The sequence below is a fragment of the Flagellimonas sp. ABD4_174 genome (genome assembly GCF_056160185.1).
Window position 1 is genome coordinate 1,573,915 of sequence record NZ_JBSWWP010000001.1, and the last position, 22,480, is coordinate 1,596,394.

A 22,480-nucleotide genomic window follows, 5' to 3' on the forward strand; every position below is an offset into this window, starting at 1 on the left:
ATAATAAATAAAAAGATGAAATACTTTTATTACATAGCGCTCATACTTTGTATGAGTACTGTAAAACTTCAATCGCAACAACCTACCCAAGAGGACTACAATAGAGCGGTAAGTTATTTATATGACAATTACAATAACAAAACGGTTTTCAATCTCTATCCTAATGTACATTGGTTTAAAAATGACTCTGGATTATGGTTTGTTGAATATTCCAAGGAAGGTAAAGTATATAAGACAGTTCGTTTTAAAGACTATCAAGTGAAACCATTGTTCGATCATAAAAAATTGTCAAAAGCGTTTCGAGATACCTTTAATGAAAATATAAAGCCATCGGAATTCTCCATTTCGAATATTGAATATAGGGATAAGGAAACCTTGTTTTTTACAACACTAGGTAAGCATTATCTTTTAAATTTAACGTCTTACCAATTGCAATTGGAAGCAACCCAAGAAGAAAATGAAAAGAATCCATTGGAAAGTACCTCACCAGATGGAAAATGGGTGGCCTATACAAAAGACTATAACCTCTATATAAAATCAACGGAAGCCAACCAAGTCCATCAATTGAGTTTTGACGGAAAAAAGAACTACGAATATGCCAGTTATTATGGTTGGTTCGATTTAATAGAGGGTGAAAACGGTGAACGGCCCAAACGTTTTTCGGTTAGTTGGTCGCCAGACTCCAAATACTTGGCAACCAATGTTATTGATTTTCGTAATGCCGAGAAAATGTACTTGTTGGATTGGAGCAAGGATTCATTGTATAAACCCAAATTACTGTCTTACTACCGCGGTTCCCCGGGCGATACCACAGTAATCCACCAAAAACCAATCTTTTATAATATCGAAACTAAAAAAGAGGTTAAAACAAATTTACCCAGGGTAACCCATATCAACCAGATTTCCACTCAATGGTCAGGTACACCGGGGGTTGTATTTGCCAATTATTTAGAGCGAGGGTTCCAAAAGGCTTATGTAAAACAAGTAGATTTAAATACGGGTGATACCCAAACAATACTTACCGAAACCAGTACTACGAACCTTGATGGATTCAGGCATTTTTATTTAGAAAGGCAAAACAAAATTGTCTTTTTGTCCCAAAGAAGCGGTTGGCGTCAATTATATAGTCTCGACTTAAAAACGAATAAGATAGCGCCACTTACAAATGGGGAATATTATATTAATGAGGTAAGCCATATCGATGAGTCCCATGGGGATATCTATTTTTTGGCATCAGGAAAAGAGCCAACGAATAACCCTTACCACCAACAAGTATATAGAGTTTCATTAAAAGGGAAAACCACTTTGTTAACCCCTGAAAATATGCATCATCAAATATCGTTTTCAAAAAATGGAAAGTATTTTGTCGATAACTATTCTACAGTAAACATACCAACAAAAACAGTCTTGAGGGCTTCAAAAACGGGTAAGATATTAGCTGAAATCACCCATGCTGACGCTTCAGAGGTAGTAGCAAAAGGTTGGCAGGCTCCAGAGACCTTCAGTCTACTTGCCAAAGATAAAAAAACAACCATTTATGGTGCGATATGGAAGCCCACACATTTTGACCCTTCAAAAACATATCCTATAATCGATGCAACCTATACGGGTCCCCATACGCAGGTGTTTCCCAAATCATTTGATGTGGCCTTTAGCAATCAAGCTATGGCAGAATTGGGTTTTATTGTGGTTCGAGTAGATGGTCTGGGTACTTCCGGACGCTCCAAAAAATTCTTGAGCCATTCCTACAAAAACATGGGGAACAATTTAGAGGACCATGTATTGGCCATTAAACATTTAGCTAAAAAATATGCTTGGATAAATATAGATAAGGTCGGCATTTTTGGACATTCAGCTGGAGGTTTTGATACAGGACGTGCCATGGTCGCCTTCCCGGATTTTTATAAAGTTGGGGTTGCCAGTTCGGGCGACCATGATTTTAGAATGGAAAAAGCGTGGTGGCCGGAAATGTACCAAGGGTGGCCGGTAGATGAAACCTATCAAGAAGTTTCAAACATTACAAACGCCAAAAATCTTAAAGGGAAGCTGCTATTGGTTCATGGTGGCTTGGATGATAATGTAAACCCTTCGGCCACCTTTAAGTTTGCGGAGGCGCTGATAAAGGCAGATAAAGAATTCGATTTGCTCATATTGCCTAGTCAGCGTCATGGGTATATAGGCAGACACAGAAGCTATTTTATAAAAAAACGGTGGAATTATTTTGTGGAACACCTCATGGGCGGAACTCCTATTTGGGATTTTAGTATGGAACAATAAATGAGTAAAAACGTTGTCGTTATCGGTGGAGGTATCATAGGATTATGTACTGCATACTACTTGGAAAAAGAAGGCCATCAAGTTACTGTTGTTGATAAGTCCAATTTTACATCCGGCGCATCTTTTGTCAATGCAGGCTATATTACCCCCAGTCATTTTATTTCATTGGCATCTCCAGGTATGATTTCCAAAGGCATTAAATGGATGTTTGATCCGTCAAGTCCATTTTATGTCAAACCACGCTTTGACTTGGATTTCTTAAAATGGACATGGGCGTTTAAAAAATCGGCAACACCCTCGAAAGTAGAAAAAGCGATCAAGCCCATTAAAGAAATCAATCTTTTTAGTCGTGATTTGTACGAAGAGCTCAGGGACTCCGGTGACTTCAATTTTCACTATGAAAAAAAAGGCTTATTGATGTGCTATAAAACCGATAAGATGGGAGAAGAAGAATGGGCAGTGGGGCAACGTGGTTTGGTTGAGGGTTTACAAGTTGATCATTTATCAGCCAGAGAAGTGGAAACTTTAGAGTCCAAAGCTAACTTAGATGTTAAGGGGGCCGTATATTACCATTCCGATGCGCACATGACTCCCAAGGCCTTTATGTCAGAAATGATGGCTTATTTAAAAAGAAAAGGAGTTGTTTTTTTTCAAAACGAATGCGTGGAAGATATGGAACTATCCAACGGTGCGATTTCAAGCATTCGAACCGATAAGCAACAATTACATTGTGATGAAGCCGTTTTGGCAACAGGAAGTTGGAGTCCATTACTAAGTAAAAAAATAGGTGTAAAAATCCCTGTTCAGGCAGGAAAGGGATACCATATCGATGTGGCAAGGGAGACTCATATTAGCATACCTGCTATTTTGTGTGAAGCCAAGGTTGCGGTTACCCCAATGGCTGGTTTTACGCGTTTTGCTGGCACCATGGAAATAGTAGGTATTGATCATAAGGTCAATCCAGTTCGTGTAAATGCCATTGCAAATGCCGCTAATTCGTATTACGGGTCGCTTCAGATTACCCAAGAAGAGAGGCAAGGGGCCCAAAGTGGTTTGCGACCGTGTTCTCCTGATGGCCTGCCCTATATCGGTAGGTCCTCGAAATGCAAAAACTTGACTATTGCCACAGGTCATGCCATGATGGGGTGGAGTTTAGGTCCGGCCACAGGAAAGTTGGTTGCTGAAGTCATATCCAATACAAAACCATCCTTGGATTTATCTTTTTTTCATCCTGATAGAAGATTTTAAAAATGTAAAGAAGATGAAAACACACGTTAATGGTAAACTTGCCGTTTTTGGAATGATCTTATGTATTTTGAACTACGCTTGCATACAAAATAGGGAGCCTAAGGAATTGAAACAGAAGGTAGAATTGATTACAGATTTTGGTACAATTGTAATTCAATTATCGGATGAAACACCCCTTCACAGGGATAATTTCATCAAACTTACCAAAGAAGGTTTTTTCGATGGAGTCCTGGCATAGAGTCATAGATAGTTTCCTTATACAGACAGGAGATCCAATCAGCAAATATGCATTGGGTACTACCGAAATCGGGGCTAAAGATGTGGGATACGATTTAACTGCAGAGATCCAGCCACATCTTTTCCATAAAAGAGGTGCAATAAATGCTGCGCGCGAAAGTGATGACGTAACCCCCGAAAGAAAATCCAGTGGTTCTCAATTTACCATTATCCAGGGGCGAGTTTATACCGACGAAGAACTGGATATCGCCCAACAGCGAATTAATGAAATGACGGCATACAACAAAGCATTGTATTTACCGAAAAATGCTGAATATCTACAGTTTTTGAAATCCAGTATTTTGAATAGTCTTCATCAAGATAGTGTTGAGCTGATTCGCAAAAAAATAAGGAGAGATGCAGAAAACATTTTGGATACCATGTGCTTATATACATACCCTGACCATCATCGTCAAGTGTATAAAACGATTGGAGGTGCTGCTCACTTAGATCAAAACTATACGGTTTTTGGGGAAGTTATTAAGGGAATGCATGTGGTAGATCGTATAGCGATGGTTAAAACAAAAGTAAACAGTTCTCGCCCTGTTAAGGATGTTAGGGTCGTCAAGGCAAACGTATTGCAATAACGGAATGTAAACTATAAACATATAAAAGGAATGAGTACAGTCGGTATAGGGGGTTCTACCATTGCAGAAGAATTAAAAGCTATAAAACCTATAGCCCATTTAGTTGACCCGATTCAAAAAGAGGAGTTTCAGAATCGTATATTGAAAGCTTGCAATTTAATGCAATTAAAAAAGGCCCAAGTGATGTATTTGCACGCGGGTACCAACCTGTATTATTTTACTGGTACAAGATGGAATTCCAGCGAACGCATGGTAGGAGCCTTGTTATTTCCGAACGGGACTTTACATTATATTGTCCCTGAGTTTGAAAAGGGAACCGTACTTGATTTTATGTTGATAGAAGGCAATATCAATTGCTGGCAAGAACATGAAAGTCCCTATGAGATGTTAGGTCAAATATGTTCTGAACACCACGTAACTGAGGGTGAAATTTTAATGGATGAAGCAACACCTTTTTTTGTGACCAACGGCATTCTAAAAGCAAACCCAAAGTTCATATTGGAAGATGCCAAGGAGGTTACAGCAGGGTGCAGAATGATAAAGTCCAAGGCAGAAATTGCCATTATTCAGCAAGCGATGAACATTACGTTAGAAGTTCAAAAAGCGGCAGCTAGAATTTTAAGAGTTGGTATTTCTGCTAGGGAAGTGACTGATTTTATCGATGAGGCGCATAAACAATATGGGGTTCCTTCAGGTTCCTTTTTCTGTATTGTGCTTTTTGGTACGGATACTTCATTTCCCCATGGTGTAAGATCTCCCAAAAATTTAGAGGAGGGTGATATAGTTCTTATAGATACAGGTTGCATGTTACACAATTATATCTCAGATATCACAAGAACTTATGTATTTGGAGAGGCCACCGAACTACAAAAACGAATTTGGAGCATTGAAAAGGAAACCCAAGAAGCGGCATTTAATGCAGCAAAGCTGGGAAATACATGTGACTCAATCGATGATGCTGCCAGAAAAGTTTTGGAAACTCATGGATTGGGCCCCGATTATAATCTGCCGGGATTGCCCCATCGTACGGGGCATGGCATCGGGTTGGATATTCATGAATGGCCCTATATTGTTAAAAACGATCAAACTGTATTGGAGCCGGGGATGTGCTTTAGTAACGAGCCCATGATTTGTGTGCCCAATACTTTTGGAATTCGCCATGAAGACCATATATATATGACGGAAGAAGGTCCAAAATGGTTCACTAAGCCAATGCTATCATTGGAAAATCCTTTTGGTTAATACAAATAGAAACAACCGCCGAGGAATATTCTAGATAAGATAGATTAATCTATATGTTTAGCGGGGGATAAATTACTTTAATCACAAAAATAATATTTTTAGAATGCACTTTTAATTCCTAAATACGTAAATGAGAATTGAAACTTTATCAAAATTAATTCAATATAATATGACCATTCTATGAAACTAACTAAAATCATGATTATAATTTTTCTAATGCTGGTAACTGCATTTATAGGGAAAATGAATGCGCAAGGAATATTGGAAAAACAAGAAACCCTAAATAAATTTTCGTTTTGGCAAAATCAGGATTGGGAATGGTATAAGGAGAATATTCCTTTTTTGGAAACACCTGATACTGAAATCGATAAAACCTACTACTATCGATGGGAGCTAGTAACCATGCACTTAGTGTATGGGTCTCCCGAAAGTGGCTATACTAGTACTGAATTCATCGATAGGCCTTGGTGGTCAGGGGCTTTCGGGACAATTAGTTGTCCAGCGGGACATCAACTGTACGATTGGCGTTGGTTGCGTAATTCAGAGTTTGCAAAAGACTTTGCCCGATTTTGGTTCAAAACCCCAGGAGCACAGCCCCAAAACTATACTAATTGGATAACGGATGCGGTTTGGCAAACCTATAAAGTTAACCATGATTACGGTTTTGTTACCAACTTGCTGAACGACTTGAAGTACGATTACTATGAGTGGGAGAAAAAATTCTGGGTTAACGAAGAAGGTATGTTTGCTTGGGATGGCATGCATGATGGAATGGAGACCAATATCAATAGTAGACAAACCCCCCAATGGTTCAACGGAGCACCTGGTTATCGCCCTACCTTTAATGCCTATATGTGGGCTGGAGCAAATGCGATTGTCGAAATAGCCAAGATGATTAAGGATAAAGAGACCGAAAACGAGTTTAAGGAGAAAGCTTTTACTATTAAAACCAACTTGGAATCTAAAAATTGGGATCCAAAGCGTGAATTCTTTTTTCATCGCTTTCAAAATGATGAGTTGACCGCTGATAAAAAGGACACGATTAAGGCAAATACCCTTACCTATGAGGACGGTCCTTTTGCAGGAAGCCAACACGGCAGAGAATTGATGGGGTATGTCCCATGGTATTTTAATATGCTGGACGACAATGAGGAATTTGCAAAGGCATGGAAATTTCTGATGGACCCGCAATATTTCTTCGCAGATTTCGGACCTACCACTGTAGAACGCAACGACCCACTGTTTAAAATTTCTAAGAGATGCTGTGTTTGGAGTGGAAACTCTTGGCCATTTGCCACGTCACAGACCCTAAAGGCATTGTCTAACGTACTGAACAATTACAAGTATATAGAAGGTGTCTCCCAAAAAGATTTCTTTAAGCTTTTGAAGATATTTGCCCGTACCCATCAAAAAGAAGGCAAACCATATATTGCAGAGGCATTAAACCCTGACAACGGATCATGGGAGGGGCATGACAAGAAAGGCCATAGCGAGCACTACTATCATTCCTCCTATGTAGATTTGATCATCTCTGACTTGATAGGTATAAAGCCCCAACAGAATGATTCCATTGTCATTCAACCATTGGTGCCTGAGGATTGGGCATACTTTATACTGGAAAATGTTTCCTATCACGGGCATAATATTTCTGTAGTCTGGGACGAAACCGGAAAAAAATATGGTGTAGGTCAAGGTTTTAGTCTAATTTCTGATGGAGAGACCATAGCCTCATCAAAAACACTTACCCAACTTAAGGCCCACATTCCATATAAAGAAACGTTGTTAAGGCCAAAGATGGTTAACTATGCTGTAAATAATTCAAAAATGTACTATCCTCGAGCCATTGCTTCGTTTCCGGGCTTGAACCATCCTCTGGAAAAAATCAACGATGGACAATATTGGTATTTTAAGCAATATCCGAACCAATGGAGCAACTTGTATTCCGATAATAAACAAGATTGGGCCGGAATCGATTTTGGTGCTAAGCGATGGTTGGAAAAAGTGGTCGTTTATTTTGTTTCAGAGGAGCAAAGTATAAAAGCTCCCGAAAGTTATAGCTTGCAATATTGGACTGATGATAATGCATGGAAAGACATTCCAGAACAGCGGTGGCAATATGACCGACCAATTGCCAGAAAAGGCAATTCAATCACTTTTGATCGCATAGAGACAGAAAAAATAAGGGTTTTGTTGAACCCTCAAAAAAAGTGCAGTGTTGGAATAAGCGAAATAGAGGCATGGGGCGAGGCTATTTTTCCGATTACAGCACCCAAGGATCCAAAAACTACTGATTTGGAAGGCTATACTGCTACTGCTTCTTTTACGTCAGAATTTGATATGGTAAGTAACATTGTGGATGGTAAGACCAACCCAAATGAAAAGTGGACGGCCTATAAATCACCGAACCCAGTCGATTGGGTGCAATTGGAATTTTCTCAAGAACGGCAATTCAGTACTGCCCATATCTACTTTTCAGATGAAAAGGAAAATAGGTATTTGGAAACCGACAAATATAATATTGTCCCTCCTAAAAAGGTTACGGTGCAATATTGGTCTGGAACGTCTTGGAAAAACGTTAATCAACTTAAACTTGTGTCAAAAAGAATTTTACCGAATGCTTTAAATATCTTTAAGTTCAAGAGTGTTCGTACTAACAAAATGAGGGTGGTAATGGAGCATGTTCCTCAAAAATATTCGGGTATATACGAACTTGAGTTTCTGTATTGAGTTTTTTCTCTCCGTTGATGGTACCTTAGGTTAGTTTAAAGTCTAAGGAGGTTATAGTTTTTTGTCCAGTAATTTCCAACTTAAACGTAATGTGGAATTCGTTTTTAAAATATTTGGTACTTTTTGTACCGTTTTGACTATTTTTATTCTCTGGAGGATATGTACTATGCTCAATCCATACAAAAATGTGCAATAAGGTGTGCAGGATTTAAAATATCAGTGTTAGTTGTTGATTTACAACAATATACATTCAAATGGATGGTTCAGTCATCCCGACCAACCGCTAAATAGGTGGTATCAAAGCACTGTCAACTGACTGATTGACAGTGCTTTTTGTTTTTTATGTATTCATCTGATATCATTTAAATCCAAATTTTCGGTGTGCAATAAGGTGTGCACACCAATGCACGGATTGTTGTAGTTTTAAGTATGGGCAATTGAGGTTTAAGGGCAGTCCGACCACTAACATTTGTTCAATTTAAACTATTACAACATGCGGACAGACAGTGCTTTAGGAATCAATTTCTTCGTAAGAAAAAAAACGCAACGACCTGAACATGTACGACATCTACCTGCGCGTAACTGTAAAAAAAAGTGCGGGCAGAGGTCAGTTTAAAAAGGTGCATAAAGGTGTGCAATTGGGACAAAAAACGCGGAAAAGCCTTTCCAAGGAACAAAACCTTGGAAGATTTGAACGCTTACCTTGACACTGTTTATAGTGAAATCCTCAATGTTCATAGGGAGTTGTGAAGTACCTTGACAATAAATCGGGTCTCGGTGATTTTTGCGTTTGCTTGGACATGTTGAATACAGATTAGCTAAACTTGCTAAAACGTTCTATCCAACCATCACTTCCATGAAGTTCAGATTTTAACATTTCACTAATTTCAACTAAATTGAGTTGTTTATCATTTTCTTGATAAATTAATTTATAGTCTTCCCGCTCTTCAAAAATACCTAAGAAAGCAAATAATGAGACCCTTAGAAGTGTCCGGGCATAATTTTCCATTAATTGTTTGTCCGAATCCGAAAGGGTCATAAAAAAGTCTACTAAGTCTTGGTTTCTGCCCCATGCAGTAGTGCCTGTAATAATTTGATTTAAACTGGACAGTCCATCATCATAGATGTTTTCAATGATTAACTTTCCAAAGTTATCTAATACTTCTTTGTTTGATCTCATTTTTTAACTTTAATCTTTCTAAAGATATGTATTGGATGTTGAAAATCAATCTTTTTGAGCCCTTGGAGATGATCTTGCTCATAAACTCTGGGGAATACTAAATAGCTTACAGGGAATTTGAAAACGAAATGTATAACCACAAATCAGAGGCGGGACTCTTAACTGATTGTCCATTTTTTTGTTGCAAGCCCACCTTCGCCTGGTGAATAGAAGTAGGAATAATTTTACTAATATTGAGCTGCATCTGATTTAGGTGTGGCTCTTTTTGTAAAATCAATCGTAGTACTATTGAGAAATTTACTATTATTAAGCGTATTTGTTTTTTTGAGTTCTTGTAATTCGAGGGATGGAAATCCCGCATCAGCTATTGGGGTGGTCCAGGACAGTGCCTTGTTTTATTATAAGCGTTCTTTGGAAGGTACACTTTCATTGACCGATAGAAAAGATGCCATAAACAAAGCCTTGGTTTCCGTAAGCAGGTTTCAAGAAGACAGCCTTTACAGTAGGGTTCTGTATCAAAAAGGTAGACTGAGCTTGATGTCGGGAGAATACGATAGTGTTGCTACCATTAATGAGACGTTGCTCAGGCATGTTGTTCAAATGAACGATATCCCCATGCTGGCCCGTCAACATTATTTCATGGGATATTATTTTGATAAGGTTGTTTTACAGCCTGACAGTGCTTTTATCCATTATAGCCATTCAAAAAACTACTTCTCAAAATTGAAAGATAGTTTATGGATGGGGACGGCTTTGTTCAATATGGGTGTCATTCAAAAGGATCAGAACGATTTTTTCGGAAGTAAGGAAACCTTAACGGAAGCATGGCCATATCTGGTCCATCTTGAAAACAAGGAAATTTTAGCCAAATGCCATAATGTTTTGGCCAGTAATTACCGAAAATTGCTCGACTATGATAACGCCATAAAACACTTCCATATAGCTATAGAAAAAACGAATTCGCGGGGCGATGAACTGGCATATAGGAATAATTTAGCAACAGTTCTTACCGATATGGGCAAGTACAGGGAAGCTATTCAGATACTACAAACAATACGTCTGGATACTTTTTTGGTACAATCATCTTCCCAATACGCCAGAATATTGGATAATTTGGCATATACCAGATGGCGCTCCAAAGACCTCATAAAGGATGAGGATTTTTTGATACCATTACAAATACGAATCAAGAACAAGGATAAAAGAGGACAAATCGCCAGTTATACGCATTTGGGCGAGTTTTATGCCGATCAAAGACCAAAGGATGCTGTTGCTTCTTTGCACGAGGTGGTGAGACTTTCCAAAACGATTAAGGTACCACGGGCTGAATTGGACGCCTTGAAGTTATTGATGCGATTGGAACCCATGAATGTAGAAACTCGAGACAGGTACATTTTTTTACGGGATAGCCTATACGTGCAGGAACTAAAGGTAAAGACCCAGTTTGCCAAGTATAAGTATGATAACCAGATTTCCCAAGAGACAAGTTTGCGATTGGAAAAAGAAAATGCAGAAAAGGAATTGGAACTGACCCGACAACGAACCCAGAAAACAATTTCCCTATTTGGATTGGCTTTGCTATTGTTGTCATCCGGCTTTTTACTGTATTTTCTTCAACAACGCACACGACGGCTGGCCCAGAGAAATAAGACTGCAAAGCTGGAGGCCACTCTAGAAACAGAGGCCGAGATGTCACGGCGACTTCACGATGATTTTGGTGCAGGGCTCAATCAGGTAATGTTGATGGTTGAACAAGAAGTCGGAAAAAATGCGGTCTTGGATACAGTGGAACGACTCTATGACCAGAGCCGAAATTTTTCTCGGGAAATCAACGAGGTCAATACAGGGGTCAATTTTCAGGAAGAGCTATTGGGCATGCTCCAATACCGTACTCCGAGCACGGCCAATCTTTTTATTACCGGTAAGAAGGAAATTGACTGGGACAAGATTGCCGCACTTACCAAAGAAGTACTTTATAAGGTCATACAGGAGCTTATGATCAATATGGGCAAGCACAGTGAGGCCAGCTTGGTGACAATTGGATTTAAGAGGAAAGGTAAAATGCTGCAGGTGAACTATGTGGATAATGGCGTCGGGGCTACTCGACAAGATCTTAATGCTAGAAATGGGCTACGGAATACGGAAAAGCGTATTCAGGCAATAGGTGGAACCATTATTTTTGATTCAAGAAAGGATGATGGGTTTAAAGTTCAGATAACGATTCCTATCTAAAAATAAATATCTACCATGTTCAAGAAAGTACTGATCGCGGAGGATTTTCAAGATACCAATCAAGGTATCGTGGATACCCTTCGTGAAAAACTCCATATACCTGTTGTTCAGGATGAGCTATACTGTGATAGGGCCTATAACCGCTTAAAGGTGGCCCAGTCAGAAAAAGCGCCTTTTGATTTGTTGATTACCGACCTCCATTTTAAGGGAGACCATGTGGATCGCAAAATTACCTCGGGACGGGAACTAATTCGAGTGGCAAGGAATATCCATCCCGGGCTTAAGGTCATCATCAATTCCATGGAGGATAATCCGGCCAAGGTCAATGCACTTTTTAAGGAAGAAAATATTAATGCCTATGTCTGTAAGGGAAGGAATGGTCTGTTGGAATTGACAAAAGCCATCCAAGAGGTATATTGCAACCGGACCTATGTGTCACCAAATATCGATCTCAATGTATCCAATAATGTTTTTGAGCTGGAGGAATTCGATTTGAAGATCTTGCAAAGTTTGGCCGAAGGGCTCACAAAAAAGGAAATCTCGGCCAAGTTCAAAAAGGAAGGTATTGTGCCCAACAGCGAGAGCACTATAGATAAAAGGGTCAGTAAACTGTTCGATGAGTTCGGGGCAAAAAATACAAACCATTTAATTGCAAAAATGATTCGAGAGGAAAAGATTTGACTTTCAGGATTATATCTTATAAATAAAAATCCCTTGCAGAAATCTGTAAGGGATTTTGGTTTGATGGGATTAGGTTTGGGCAAACTAAATATTAAAAGTATGAGAAAAGCGACCATTCTATCCCTTTCATTGATTGTTGTTACATCCATTGGTTTCAGCAGTTGTGCCACCTTATTTGGAAAAAAAACACATGCATTGGCAGTAGGTTCCGACCCTAGCGGTGCCGATGTGTATGTTAATGGATTTAAGATGGGCACCACTCCGGTAGAATTGAACTTGAAGGCAGATAAATCCTATACCATTGAATATCGGAAGGAAGGATATCAAAGTATTACGCGTGTTGTCAATACAAAAGTGGGGGCCGGCTGGATCGTCCTGGATGTACTTGGTGGACTGATCCCTGTAATCGTTGATGCGGCCACCGGGAACTGGAATAAGTTGGATCAGGATGCGGTAAATGCCGTGTTGGAAGAACAACAGTAGTTCGTTATAAATGGATTTTACACTGACCATTTTTGTTCCATGTAAAAGTGAGAATTTAATTTGTATTCAATCTTTTCATGGACGGTAATTCCATCCCTTACAGAATTCTGTAAGGGATTGTTCCCTATTGGAATTAGGTTTGGTATCCGAAAGAAGGACTTTCCATTTGTAGAACACATCCCCTAATCGGAACAAGGGATACGGGCTTACGGGTCGGGACAACAGGTTGTAGGGTTAAAACGTGTTGAATTCCTGTCCGTTTGCCCTATATCTATTTAAAAGGCCAACAATACGAAAGACTAACTCAATAATTCTATTAGCAATGGCAACATTTTTGATCGCGTATAAATTAAATGGCCCTGAACGTGTGAACGACCGTTTGATCGATGAGATCAAACGCACGGGCAGGTGTTGTCAAAGTATGGAATCTATATGGATTGTTCGTTCCAGTGATACTTGTGAACTCATTCGGGAGCGCTTGGCCAAACATTTGAACAGCGTGGACGAACTTTTGGTCCTTGGCCTAAGGGGCCATTGGGCGACAAGCAATATCGGTAATGAGTGTATGGAATGGTTAACTCAAAATTTATGATAGTATGGAACTCCAAAACCAACTAAAGAATGGACCTGTTCCATCGAAAGAACGTTGGGTGGTCTATGGGCAAGACCTTGGCCACTGCCGACACCATAATACCCGCTTGGAAGATGGCGGTAAGGTCTAACAATATCACTAAAAAGCTTATTTTCAATTCCGATAGGGGCTTACAATATGCCAGTTACCAATTTACCGATATCTTTAAAGAGCATAATGGTCCAGAGTTACAATCAATCAGTAAAGAAGGAAATTGCTGGAACAATACAGTGGTGGCTTACTTTTTCAAGAGCTTAAAGGTAAAATGAGTGTACCATCAAGATTTTAGACTATACCATAAAATTGTTTCATTGGTCAAAGTGGCCGAGGAGACCAATCAGACCGAATATATCTTCAAAAAGCTGAACCAACAATATGCTAAGGAAGTACAACAGAAATCTAAAATGCTCTCTACCGTTATGGAACCTTTCATTATCATTGTCATCGGTATTTTTGTAGGTGTCATCTTGGTATCCATGTATTTGCCGATGTTTAAGTTGAGTAGTGTGCTTGGTGGATGAGATTGAATACATCCTAAAACCATAGTTGCGATGAATATTGACGTATTTAAATATTTCAACAACAAATATTAAAAATTCAATACTCTGCTTTTACAAATATCTAAAGCACACAGGATTCACTATTTGATTTGGAACGATTATCCAGTTTTTACTAGAAGTGGATGCCATTTTTAAAAATAATCAGCAATTTTTGTACAGTTTTGACTATTTTTATTCTCTGAAGGATATGTACTTATGCTCAATCCTTACTAAAATGTCCAATAAGGTGTGCAGGATTTAAAATATCAGTGTTAGTTGTTGATTTACAACAATATACAGTCAAATGGATGATTCGGTCATCCCGACCAACCACCGTTTAGGTTAAAACAAAGCACTGTTAATTTTTTGATTATCAGTGCTTTTTGTTTTTATTGCATTCAAATGAGTTCATTTCAAGCCATATACAATCATATCAAGCGTGTACCCATCGGGAGTACTCACCAGTAGTTCTTGTTGTAACTTTAAATGACTTTTAGAACCATTTTTCTTATGTTTTGACTTTCACAGTATTCACATTCTAAAAGATTACAACATGCTGAAAAACAATCATTTAACAATCAATTTCTTTACTGGAAGGCACAAGGTGGTTATTTCGGAGTGATGTGTTCTTCGTAATATTTGGAAATTATTAACCGGTTTGAAATAGTTCACTTTTTTACACTATAGACTACCATACGTTTGACTTTTAATGCTCTTTATCCGGTTTACGTGGCCTTCTACAGCCCTTCTTATTGAGATTTTGGGGAAGGTCAATGGGCTGTTTTGTATGCGAGCGTTACAGATAAAGGTAGATGGCGCTTTGGTTACAATTTTGATTTGTGTGTGATCTTCCGCTCAATTTATAAGTGAACCTGGGAGTTACGTTCAATTTTTACAACCATACCACCGACGGTTCCACTAAAAACAAACTACATTTTTCAAACCTTGATTGGTTGGAATGTATAACTGTGGAATTCCTAAGCATCGTTTTATTAAGAAGGAGCTATCGCATAAATTCTTATATGCGTAATTTAACTGTAACTACAGAAACTGATATAGTTAGGTCATTATATACTTGTTAGTTGTGCATTTCTTTACTTCCTTTGTTTAAGGATAATTTAACACCTATCTCAAATTTTTCCCCCACAAGTTAAGTCATGAAATTTGTAGACCTCCTTACAATATGCAGTACCGTTGTGGGTGTTTTTGCCCTGATCATTGTATGGGTCAAATCCAAGGAGAGAATCTTGAACAAATCCATATTGCTCATTTTTGTTCTATCCCTGACCTACTATAGTTTCTTGATTTATATGGTCGTCAGTGAACAAATGATGACATATCCCCATTTTTATAGAACTGGGATTGCCCTGCCCTATGTAATTCCTATTTGTTTCTATTTGCTTGGAAGGTTAAAATTGGAACCAGAAAGCCCGATAAAGTGGTGGGAGTGGTCCTTGTTTATTCTTCCAATTTTCAACACGTTGGAACATATCCCATTTTATATGCTCGATAGCACAGTGAAACAGGAATATTTGAAACCGTTATACCAAGGAGGTAGGGAAAATATATATTATGCCCATGAAAGCTTCGTTCCTGTCTATTACAATTACGTGGGACAGTTGGTCCTTGGAACCATTCTCTATGTGTTTATCATGCGAAAGGCCATTGTATGTATGAGGGACAAAAATCATAAGGGCAAACAAGAACGTTGGGACTGCACATGGTGGTTTTTACCAGGCCTGTTACTTTCCACCTGTTCCATATTTGCGTTGATTGGCATTGTCACCAAGTCCTATGAAGGAATCTTACATGGTGTGGCATCCGGCATGTATGGTATAACCCTTTTGGGAATTGTACTGTATTTTTTTCTGAAACCGGAAATCATTTATGGCGAAGGGCTTCAAGAAGTCAAGCCAAAGAAATCGAAAAAAAATAGGTCGTTATCATATTCTCCCAAAGAAATTGAAGGATACCATAAGAGTATAGAAGATTATTTCACCACAAACAAAGAATTTTTAAAGATAGCGTTTAGGCAACAGGACTTGGCAGATGCCCTTAAACTTAAGAAGCACGTTGTTTCCCATTTGATAAACCATATTTATGGAATGAATTTTAACCAATTGGTCAATGAAAGAAGAATTAAGATAGCCTTGGAAGAATGGGACAATCCACAATGGAAAAATCTCTCCATGGATGGGATAGCAAGGGAAGTTGGGTTTGGGTCCCGAACTACCTTCATCAAAGCATTCCGGAACCAAACAGGGGTCTGTCCTTCTGAATATAAAGAACCCACACAGACAAAGTAAAGGGCCCTTTTTAAGCAGGGAAATCTGTTCAAATTTATAATATTGGACAAAATTGGAGCCCTTCAGTCCCTGCCGTGATATGTGCTTTTATAGTTTTGGGCAAAACATTAATCCCATACAAACTATGCGCAAACTTAGTGTACTGTCACTGATATTGTTGATTTTTTATGCATGTAAAGAATCCCCTGTCGTTCAAGAAAACACCACTATTTATTTTAATGGGGACATTATAACCATGGAAGGTGATGAGCCCGAATATGTGGAAGCCTTGGTGACAAAAGAGGATACCATCGTTTATGTTGGACCTCTGCAAGATGCGAAAGAACAGTTTAAGAATGCCAAGGAGGTGGATCTACAAGGCAAAACCTTGGTACCTGGTTTTGTGGATGGTCACATTCATTTTTCCAGTTTGGGTGCACAGGCCTTGGGAGCAAATTTATTGGCAGATCCTGATGGGAAGGTAAACACCATTGATGATTTGGTATCGACCCTTAAAACATGGGCTGAGAACAACGACCCTGAAATATTTGATGGTTGGATTGTTGGTGTTGGGTATGATGATGCCATCTTTGGGGAGCATCCCACCAAGGAAGATTTGGATATAGTTTCCACTGAATACCCTGTATTGGCCATCCATATTTCGGGACATATTTCAGTTATGAACAGTCTGGGATTGGAAAAAATGGGTTATACCGCCGAAACCCAAGACCCAGAAGGTGGAAAAATAAGGCGAATAGAAGGAACCAATGAACCCAACGGTGTTTTGGAGGAACTAGCGAGTATTCCTATGTCGTTTAAGCTCACTACGCCAACAACACCGGAAAAAATCAAACTTTTCTTCAATGCGGCCCAGGATATAGCCCTAAGTTTTGGGTACACCACGGTTCAAGAGGGTAGGGCGCAAGCCTCCCATGAGTCCCTTGCCATTTTTGCGGAAAGTGGGGATTTGATCGTAGATGTACCGGCATACATAGATTATAGTCTTCCTGAAAAAATGGAAACTTCATGGTACGATAAAAACTATAAGGACCATTATCGTATAGCAGGGTTCAAGCTCACCTTGGACGGTTCCCCTCAAGGAAGAACGGCTTGGCGAACAGAACCGTATTTGGTGCCACCTCCAGGAGCCGGTAAAGATTACAAAGGTTATCCTGCAATTCCAGATGACAACAAGGTCCAAGAGATTGTAGATAAAGCCTATGAAAATGATTGGCAATTGCTTTGCCATGCCAATGGTGATGCCGCCATCGACCAATTTATCAAAACGGTTGCTAATACGGTAGATAAGTATGGAAGTGGTGACCGTCGCACTACCTTGATTCATGGACAGTACTTACGCTATGATCAAATTGATAGCTTGGCCAAATATGATATCATTCCGTCATTGTTCCCAATGCATACTTTTTATTGGGGAGATTGGCACCGAGAGTTGATAGGAGAGGAAAAAGGCAGTCATATTAGCCCGATTAAGACCGCACTTGAAAAGTGTGGGATCGTGACCAGTCATACCGATGCGCCGATTGCTCTTCCAAATTTGATGATGATCATGTGGACCACAGTAAACCGTGTGACACGTAGTGGTGATATAATCGCACCGGAGGAGGCATTGACACCTTATGAAGCATTGAAATCCATTACTATATGGGGAGCGTACCAACATTTTGAAGAGGACACCAAGGGCACATTAAAAAAAGGGAAGTTGGCAGATTTGGTCGTTCTGTCCGAAAATCCACTAAAGATAGATCCTATGAAAATCAAGGATATCGTTGTTTTGAAAACCTATAAAAACGGAGAACTTGTTTATACGAAAAACCAATAAATCCAATTTCATCATGAGATATGTTAAAGTCATTACATGTTGTTTTGTACTTTTTTCCACGGCACTGTTTTCACAAGAAAATAACGATCAAGACATTGATCCTTCAAAACCGACCAATCTTTATACCCAGTTAAACACATTAGCTGAGTTTACCTCCGGTGAGGGATACAATATGTATGGAACCCGTATCAATTATCAATATGCCATCAACCCTGATAATTTGATATTGGCCGAGGTTCCTTTACTTTACAATGATGACACCGATAAATTTGGGTTATCGGATGTTCGGGTACGCTATTTTTACGCTGCTAAACGAAATTTGTCACCGACCGTCATTGCCGTTGTCCCCTTTGCGGACATAACTATTCCGACAGGTTCAGCCGAAAATGGATTGGGAGGGGATACGTGGTCCATTGGTGTAGGTGGGGTTGTGGGCCTGGCATTGAACCAAAAAGTCTCATTGTTCCCTGGTCTTAGCTATGTGTATTTGACCGAATCTGGATCAAGTGGATTTGGTCTGCAGACCAACCTAAGTTATAAGTTTAATCAACGGTCTTTTGTCTTTGTGAATCCCATTGTCACTTTTTTTGATTTTGACACCGTTTGGCAAGGGGAATTCAATTTTAACCATATAGTCACGCCCAACAAGTTCAAGGTCAATGCCGGATGGTATCCCAATTTTACTTCAAAATCAGATACTTTTAGGGTGGGTTGCACTTTTTATTTCTAGATTGTTTGAATGGCCGAAAAACGAATAAATTACTAGATGGATTTTACCCTGTGGCTCTTTACAATGATAATTATGGAAGTGTTCATGACACTGGAGGTATTTTTAGAGATGCCTAACTAGTGGGTATAAAATTTTTATGGCAAACCTGTTATTAGTTCCTTTAAAACCGTATCGGTCCCTTTAAGCAAATCGCTGCGTGTTTCGGTTATCAAACTATCCGGTTGCAGGGCCGTGTTTTCTTGATTGGATAAACGAAACAGTCTTTTGGAATAGGTTATCGTTAATTTTGAATTGGGCAATGTAAAACTGTCCATATCTTGGTATCCGTTCGGATTGGAACCGGTGGGCTGACCTACAACTTTTGCGTTCAACAGTTGTTTAAATAGCGCTGCATTACTGGTTCCTGCGGAAAAAGTTCTGTTGCTTGTCAATACATACACCCCGTTTTCCCAGTCTATGGAATCGGCAAGGTTCAGGGCATAGGCTAAAACCACGCCGACATATAGATCGCCGCCACCATTGTTGCGCATATCTATCACCACCTGTTTTATCTGATTCGCAGAAATATAGCCAACCAGTTCTTCCCCAAAGACCTGCATATCCTCAAATGACGGATAACTTTCAAAATTAATATAGATGGCATTGGTATTTTTGATAGGCGAATACCACAGATAGGGAAATTTGGGGTTGTTTGGTTTGGTTATTTCGGGCACTCCACTGCTTACATGAACAAAATCCGTTGTTTTATGGTATGAAGCTTCATCTATGGCCTCCAATGTTATCGTTACTTTCTTATTATTTGGATCAAGGAAAGTGAAGACAGCTTCTTGCTCATTTCTGGTAATGTGAAGAGCAAAGAGCAATTCGCTGACATTCATATAACTTCCAGTCCTTATGATTTGTGAGTATTCGTTTTCCACAAACTGGGCCACTTCGGAAACCTTGGCCATAACTTCTTCGATCGGAACGCCATCAATGGCGGACAATCTTAGTTTCAACAAGTTTTCATTTGTTTTGCCCGCCTTTATCACATACCATCCCTGATCTATAAATTTGACCTCAAAAGGAAACCGATGTATGGGCACATTTCTTAACGATACAGCCGTATGGCCATCATTCACGAGTCTTGTTAACCGCATTAGTTCCAGAATGATTTGAAAATCGCCCAAATTATCGACACGGTCGTAAATAGCGTTCCACTCGTTGGTAAACTCCTCTTCGGTCACCGAATGATAGAGGTGAATGTGTTTTTCTTTCAAAGATGACCTATAAATATCAAGGTCCTCTTGCCAATTTGTTTTGTCAGCTGTTTGGGCAAACAGTATATTCAATACGGTAGAGATGATAAGAATCAAAAAATGAATCAATACTTTGTGTAGGGTCCCCATACGACTATTTATTTTCAATTAAGGTAAGTATTTCGTACACCAATTTCGGTGTGCTCCTTGAAGCTTCCAATTGGTTCAAGGTACCTGCAATATACGTATCCAGTTGAGGACAGTACCATAAAAAAGAGGCGGTACTGCCAGTATGACCTATAATTTCCAATTTTGTATCGGTATCAAAAAGGTTTTTGAAAGATACTTTTCGTATCCCAAAACCATATTCCATTCCCTTGGTTTCGCGCACCCAATGTTGCATGGCCAAACGGGTTTCTTTTTTTACGATTTTATCGTCTTGAAAGGCTCTTAGAAATTGGATAAGATCTTGGGTCGTGGACACCAGACCGCCACCGCCCCAGTCGGCACTCAAACTTTGAATGGACGATAAAGCAATATCACCAGCATAAAATTTGGCCATGGGCAATGGGTTTTTTATGGGAGCTGATTTTAAATTGATATAAGAGGCATCCATTTCCAAAGGTTCAAAAATGAACTGTTGAAAGAACCGATCTAAAGTGGTGCCGCTTACGTTTTCAATGATCAAGGCCAAAAGCACATACTCCGTATCGGTATAATGGTATCCTTGCCCAGGAACAAAATGGGGCTTCATCTTTTCTTTGGTAAACTCGATCATATCTTGGGGGGACCAAGATTTATTCGTATCGACCAATAATTGATTGATAACATTCGGACTTCCATCAACTGTGGTACCCGTAAAGTAATCCGGTAAACCTGAAGTGTGTTGTAATAACTGGGCAATTGTAATGTCCTTGGAATACGCTTTACCCTCAAACACATGCAGGTTCTTCATCAATTGCTCCGGAAGGTACCGGTATATCTTGTCTTCAAAATCCAACTTCTTGCCATCCTTTAAAATACCAATGGCGGTGGCCGTTAGCATTTTAGTGATGCTGGCCGTATAAATGGGGTTGTCTATGGACAAAGTGTCTTCTGAACCGTTATCGTTATCGGCCAATTGAATGTCGATGCCTTTGGATTTGGAGTACACCTGCAAAAAGGCATTGTGTACATTCTCTCTTTCCAATTGGGCATAAAACAATTTTTCGATGTCCTTGTTTGTAGTTTGTTGGCCAAGGCAGGGCAACGAAAGAATAATGAGAAGGACGAATGGTAAACTATTTCTCATGATGTTCGTATTTTGGTTCTTCATCACCATTCAATAAAAAATGGCATATTAACTGTTGCATTTCCATGGATTTGTACATAGGAATTTGGTGCCCTACATCCTGCAACCAAAATAAATCTTTTTTTGGTGCTTGTAGTTTTCTAAAAAACTTTTCGGTAAGTTCAAAACTGGTGGTCAAATCTTGTTCTCCTATTAAAACATAGGTTGGGGTCTTAATAATGGGATTATGTTTTAACAAGTTGATTGCATAAAGTTCTTTGTAAAGGGGCATCCACTGCTTTTCCCATTCACTAAAAAATTCCATATACTGCTTAAATGCATCATCTGAAATGCGGGCTCCCTTAAAATCGCTGATCCATTTAAATTGAATGGCCATGTCCTCCACATCTTCATACGGTATGTGAATGGACTTAAGTTGCTTAACGGCTTCAATGTTATTTTGTTTGTTATAGTGGCTTATTAACTTGCTATTGGTTAATTTTTGACTTTTTTGATTGTTTACCAAAGGGCTGATTGCCACAAGGGATGCAACGTTGTTCGGATATTTCAGTGCTAGATGAAACCCTAAGACCGTTCCCCAGGAATTGGCGACCAATACCATATTGTCTTTATCAAACGCTTTCAATAGAAATGACATGATTTCTTCGGCATCTTGTTTCATCACTGCCAAGGTGGGCGGTTCTGTGTTGCCGTTCAATGATTTTCCTGCCCCTCTTTGATCCCAATGTACCACCAAAAAATGTTCTTCCAATATATTGGTGATTTGTTGTCGATGGGATGAGGTCCCCGCTCCAGGACCACCGTGTAAATACAACATGAGCGGGTTGTCCTTGTTTCCTTTTACACTTATAAATTGTTCTATACCTCCTATTTGTACAAATTGCGTTGTATCAATACTAATTGTGGTATCTATTGAACTTTGTCCAAATGAATGATAGGAAAGGGCAATAAAAATAATCGTAATTAAATGTTTCATCATTTTTGACCTAAGTA

General features: G+C 39.2%; 19 protein-coding genes and 1 pseudogene. 16 read left to right on the forward strand and 4 right to left on the reverse strand.

Features of this window, described 5'->3' with window-relative positions; all coding sequences use genetic code 11:
• Positions 1 to 15 precede the first annotated feature (15 nt).
• From ACXAFK_RS06940 to ACXAFK_RS06970, 7 genes and pseudogenes are all read left to right on the forward strand, one after another.
• Complete coding sequence (locus tag ACXAFK_RS06940; protein WP_474957244.1) at positions 16 to 2,277, forward strand: S9 family peptidase; 2,262 nt, start codon at positions 16 to 18, stop codon at positions 2,275 to 2,277.
• Positions 2,278 to 3,525 carry an NAD(P)/FAD-dependent oxidoreductase gene (locus ACXAFK_RS06945; RefSeq protein WP_474957245.1) on the forward strand — a complete coding sequence of 416 codons (1,248 nt, stop codon included), beginning with the start codon at positions 2,278 to 2,280 and terminating at the stop codon, positions 3,523 to 3,525.
• Between the two features lie 52 nt (positions 3,526 to 3,577).
• Positions 3,578 to 3,920 (forward strand): annotated as a pseudogene (locus tag ACXAFK_RS06950) (peptidylprolyl isomerase); the annotation flags it as partial.
• A gap of 261 nt (positions 3,921 to 4,181) precedes the next feature.
• A complete protein-coding gene (locus ACXAFK_RS06955) occupies positions 4,182 to 4,388 on the forward strand; it encodes a peptidylprolyl isomerase (RefSeq protein ID WP_474958155.1) in 207 nt (68 codons plus the stop codon).
• A gap of 30 nt (positions 4,389 to 4,418) precedes the next feature.
• Complete coding sequence (locus tag ACXAFK_RS06960) at positions 4,419 to 5,630, forward strand: M24 family metallopeptidase (protein ID WP_474957246.1); 1,212 nt, start codon at positions 4,419 to 4,421, stop codon at positions 5,628 to 5,630.
• A gap of 180 nt (positions 5,631 to 5,810) precedes the next feature.
• Positions 5,811 to 8,357 carry an MGH1-like glycoside hydrolase domain-containing protein gene (locus ACXAFK_RS06965; protein ID WP_474957247.1) on the forward strand — a complete coding sequence of 849 codons (2,547 nt, stop codon included), beginning with the start codon at positions 5,811 to 5,813 and terminating at the stop codon, positions 8,355 to 8,357.
• A 630-nt stretch (positions 8,358 to 8,987) separates the two neighbouring features.
• Positions 8,988 to 9,107, forward strand: coding sequence for a hypothetical protein (locus ACXAFK_RS06970; RefSeq protein ID WP_474957248.1), 120 nt, complete (start codon positions 8,988 to 8,990; stop codon positions 9,105 to 9,107).
• Between the two features lie 64 nt (positions 9,108 to 9,171).
• Here the strand turns inward: ACXAFK_RS06970 and ACXAFK_RS06975 are convergent, their stop codons facing one another.
• The gene (locus ACXAFK_RS06975) at positions 9,172 to 9,537 is read right to left on the reverse strand and encodes a hypothetical protein (RefSeq protein WP_474957249.1); all 366 of its coding nucleotides are present in this window, start codon (positions 9,535 to 9,537) and stop codon (positions 9,172 to 9,174) included.
• Between the two features lie 288 nt (positions 9,538 to 9,825).
• Between ACXAFK_RS06975 and ACXAFK_RS06980 the strand changes: the two genes are divergently transcribed.
• The 9 genes from ACXAFK_RS06980 (at position 9,826) to ACXAFK_RS07020 (ending at position 18,958) form a co-directional block, all read left to right on the forward strand.
• The gene (locus tag ACXAFK_RS06980) at positions 9,826 to 11,769 is read left to right on the forward strand and encodes a tetratricopeptide repeat-containing sensor histidine kinase (protein ID WP_474957250.1); all 1,944 of its coding nucleotides are present in this window, start codon (positions 9,826 to 9,828) and stop codon (positions 11,767 to 11,769) included.
• 15 nt (positions 11,770 to 11,784) lie between these two features.
• Positions 11,785 to 12,450 (forward strand): DNA-binding response regulator, encoded by a 666-nt coding sequence (locus ACXAFK_RS06985; RefSeq protein ID WP_474957251.1) that lies wholly within the window; start codon positions 11,785 to 11,787, stop codon positions 12,448 to 12,450.
• Between the two features lie 33 nt (positions 12,451 to 12,483).
• A complete protein-coding gene (locus ACXAFK_RS06990) occupies positions 12,484 to 12,933 on the forward strand; it encodes a PEGA domain-containing protein (protein WP_474957252.1) in 450 nt (149 codons plus the stop codon).
• Positions 12,934 to 13,255: 322 nt separating this feature from the next.
• A complete protein-coding gene (locus ACXAFK_RS06995; protein ID WP_474957253.1) occupies positions 13,256 to 13,525 on the forward strand; it encodes a hypothetical protein in 270 nt (89 codons plus the stop codon).
• A gap of 29 nt (positions 13,526 to 13,554) precedes the next feature.
• Positions 13,555 to 13,833, forward strand: a complete 279-nt coding sequence (locus ACXAFK_RS07000) for a hypothetical protein (protein ID WP_474957254.1) — start codon at positions 13,555 to 13,557, stop codon at positions 13,831 to 13,833.
• Positions 13,834 to 14,085, forward strand: a complete 252-nt coding sequence (locus tag ACXAFK_RS07005) for a type II secretion system F family protein (protein ID WP_474957255.1) — start codon at positions 13,834 to 13,836, stop codon at positions 14,083 to 14,085.
• Between the two features lie 1,175 nt (positions 14,086 to 15,260).
• The gene (locus ACXAFK_RS07010; RefSeq protein ID WP_474957256.1) at positions 15,261 to 16,409 is read left to right on the forward strand and encodes a helix-turn-helix domain-containing protein; all 1,149 of its coding nucleotides are present in this window, start codon (positions 15,261 to 15,263) and stop codon (positions 16,407 to 16,409) included.
• Positions 16,410 to 16,533: 124 nt separating this feature from the next.
• Entirely contained in the window at positions 16,534 to 18,228 is a 1,695-nt protein-coding gene (locus tag ACXAFK_RS07015; protein ID WP_474957257.1) for an amidohydrolase, read from the forward strand.
• A gap of 13 nt (positions 18,229 to 18,241) precedes the next feature.
• Positions 18,242 to 18,958, forward strand: a complete 717-nt coding sequence (locus ACXAFK_RS07020) for a hypothetical protein (protein WP_474957258.1) — start codon at positions 18,242 to 18,244, stop codon at positions 18,956 to 18,958.
• A gap of 134 nt (positions 18,959 to 19,092) precedes the next feature.
• Here ACXAFK_RS07020 and ACXAFK_RS07025 read toward each other — a convergent pair whose 3' ends face one another.
• Genes ACXAFK_RS07025 through ACXAFK_RS07035 form a run of 3 tightly spaced genes read right to left on the reverse strand, consistent with a single transcriptional unit; the run spans position 19,093 to position 22,466 of the window.
• On the reverse strand, positions 19,093 to 20,346 hold the full coding sequence (locus tag ACXAFK_RS07025; protein ID WP_474957259.1) for a S41 family peptidase: 1,254 nt from the start codon (positions 20,344 to 20,346) through the stop codon (positions 19,093 to 19,095).
• Positions 20,347 to 20,350: 4 nt separating this feature from the next.
• The gene (locus tag ACXAFK_RS07030) at positions 20,351 to 21,487 is read right to left on the reverse strand and encodes a serine hydrolase domain-containing protein (protein ID WP_474957260.1); all 1,137 of its coding nucleotides are present in this window, start codon (positions 21,485 to 21,487) and stop codon (positions 20,351 to 20,353) included.
• Positions 21,477 to 22,466 carry an alpha/beta fold hydrolase gene (locus ACXAFK_RS07035; protein ID WP_474957261.1) on the reverse strand — a complete coding sequence of 330 codons (990 nt, stop codon included), beginning with the start codon at positions 22,464 to 22,466 and terminating at the stop codon, positions 21,477 to 21,479. The genes ACXAFK_RS07030 and ACXAFK_RS07035 overlap by 11 nt, the downstream gene beginning before the upstream one ends.
• Between the last annotated feature and the right edge of the window lie 14 nt (positions 22,467 to 22,480).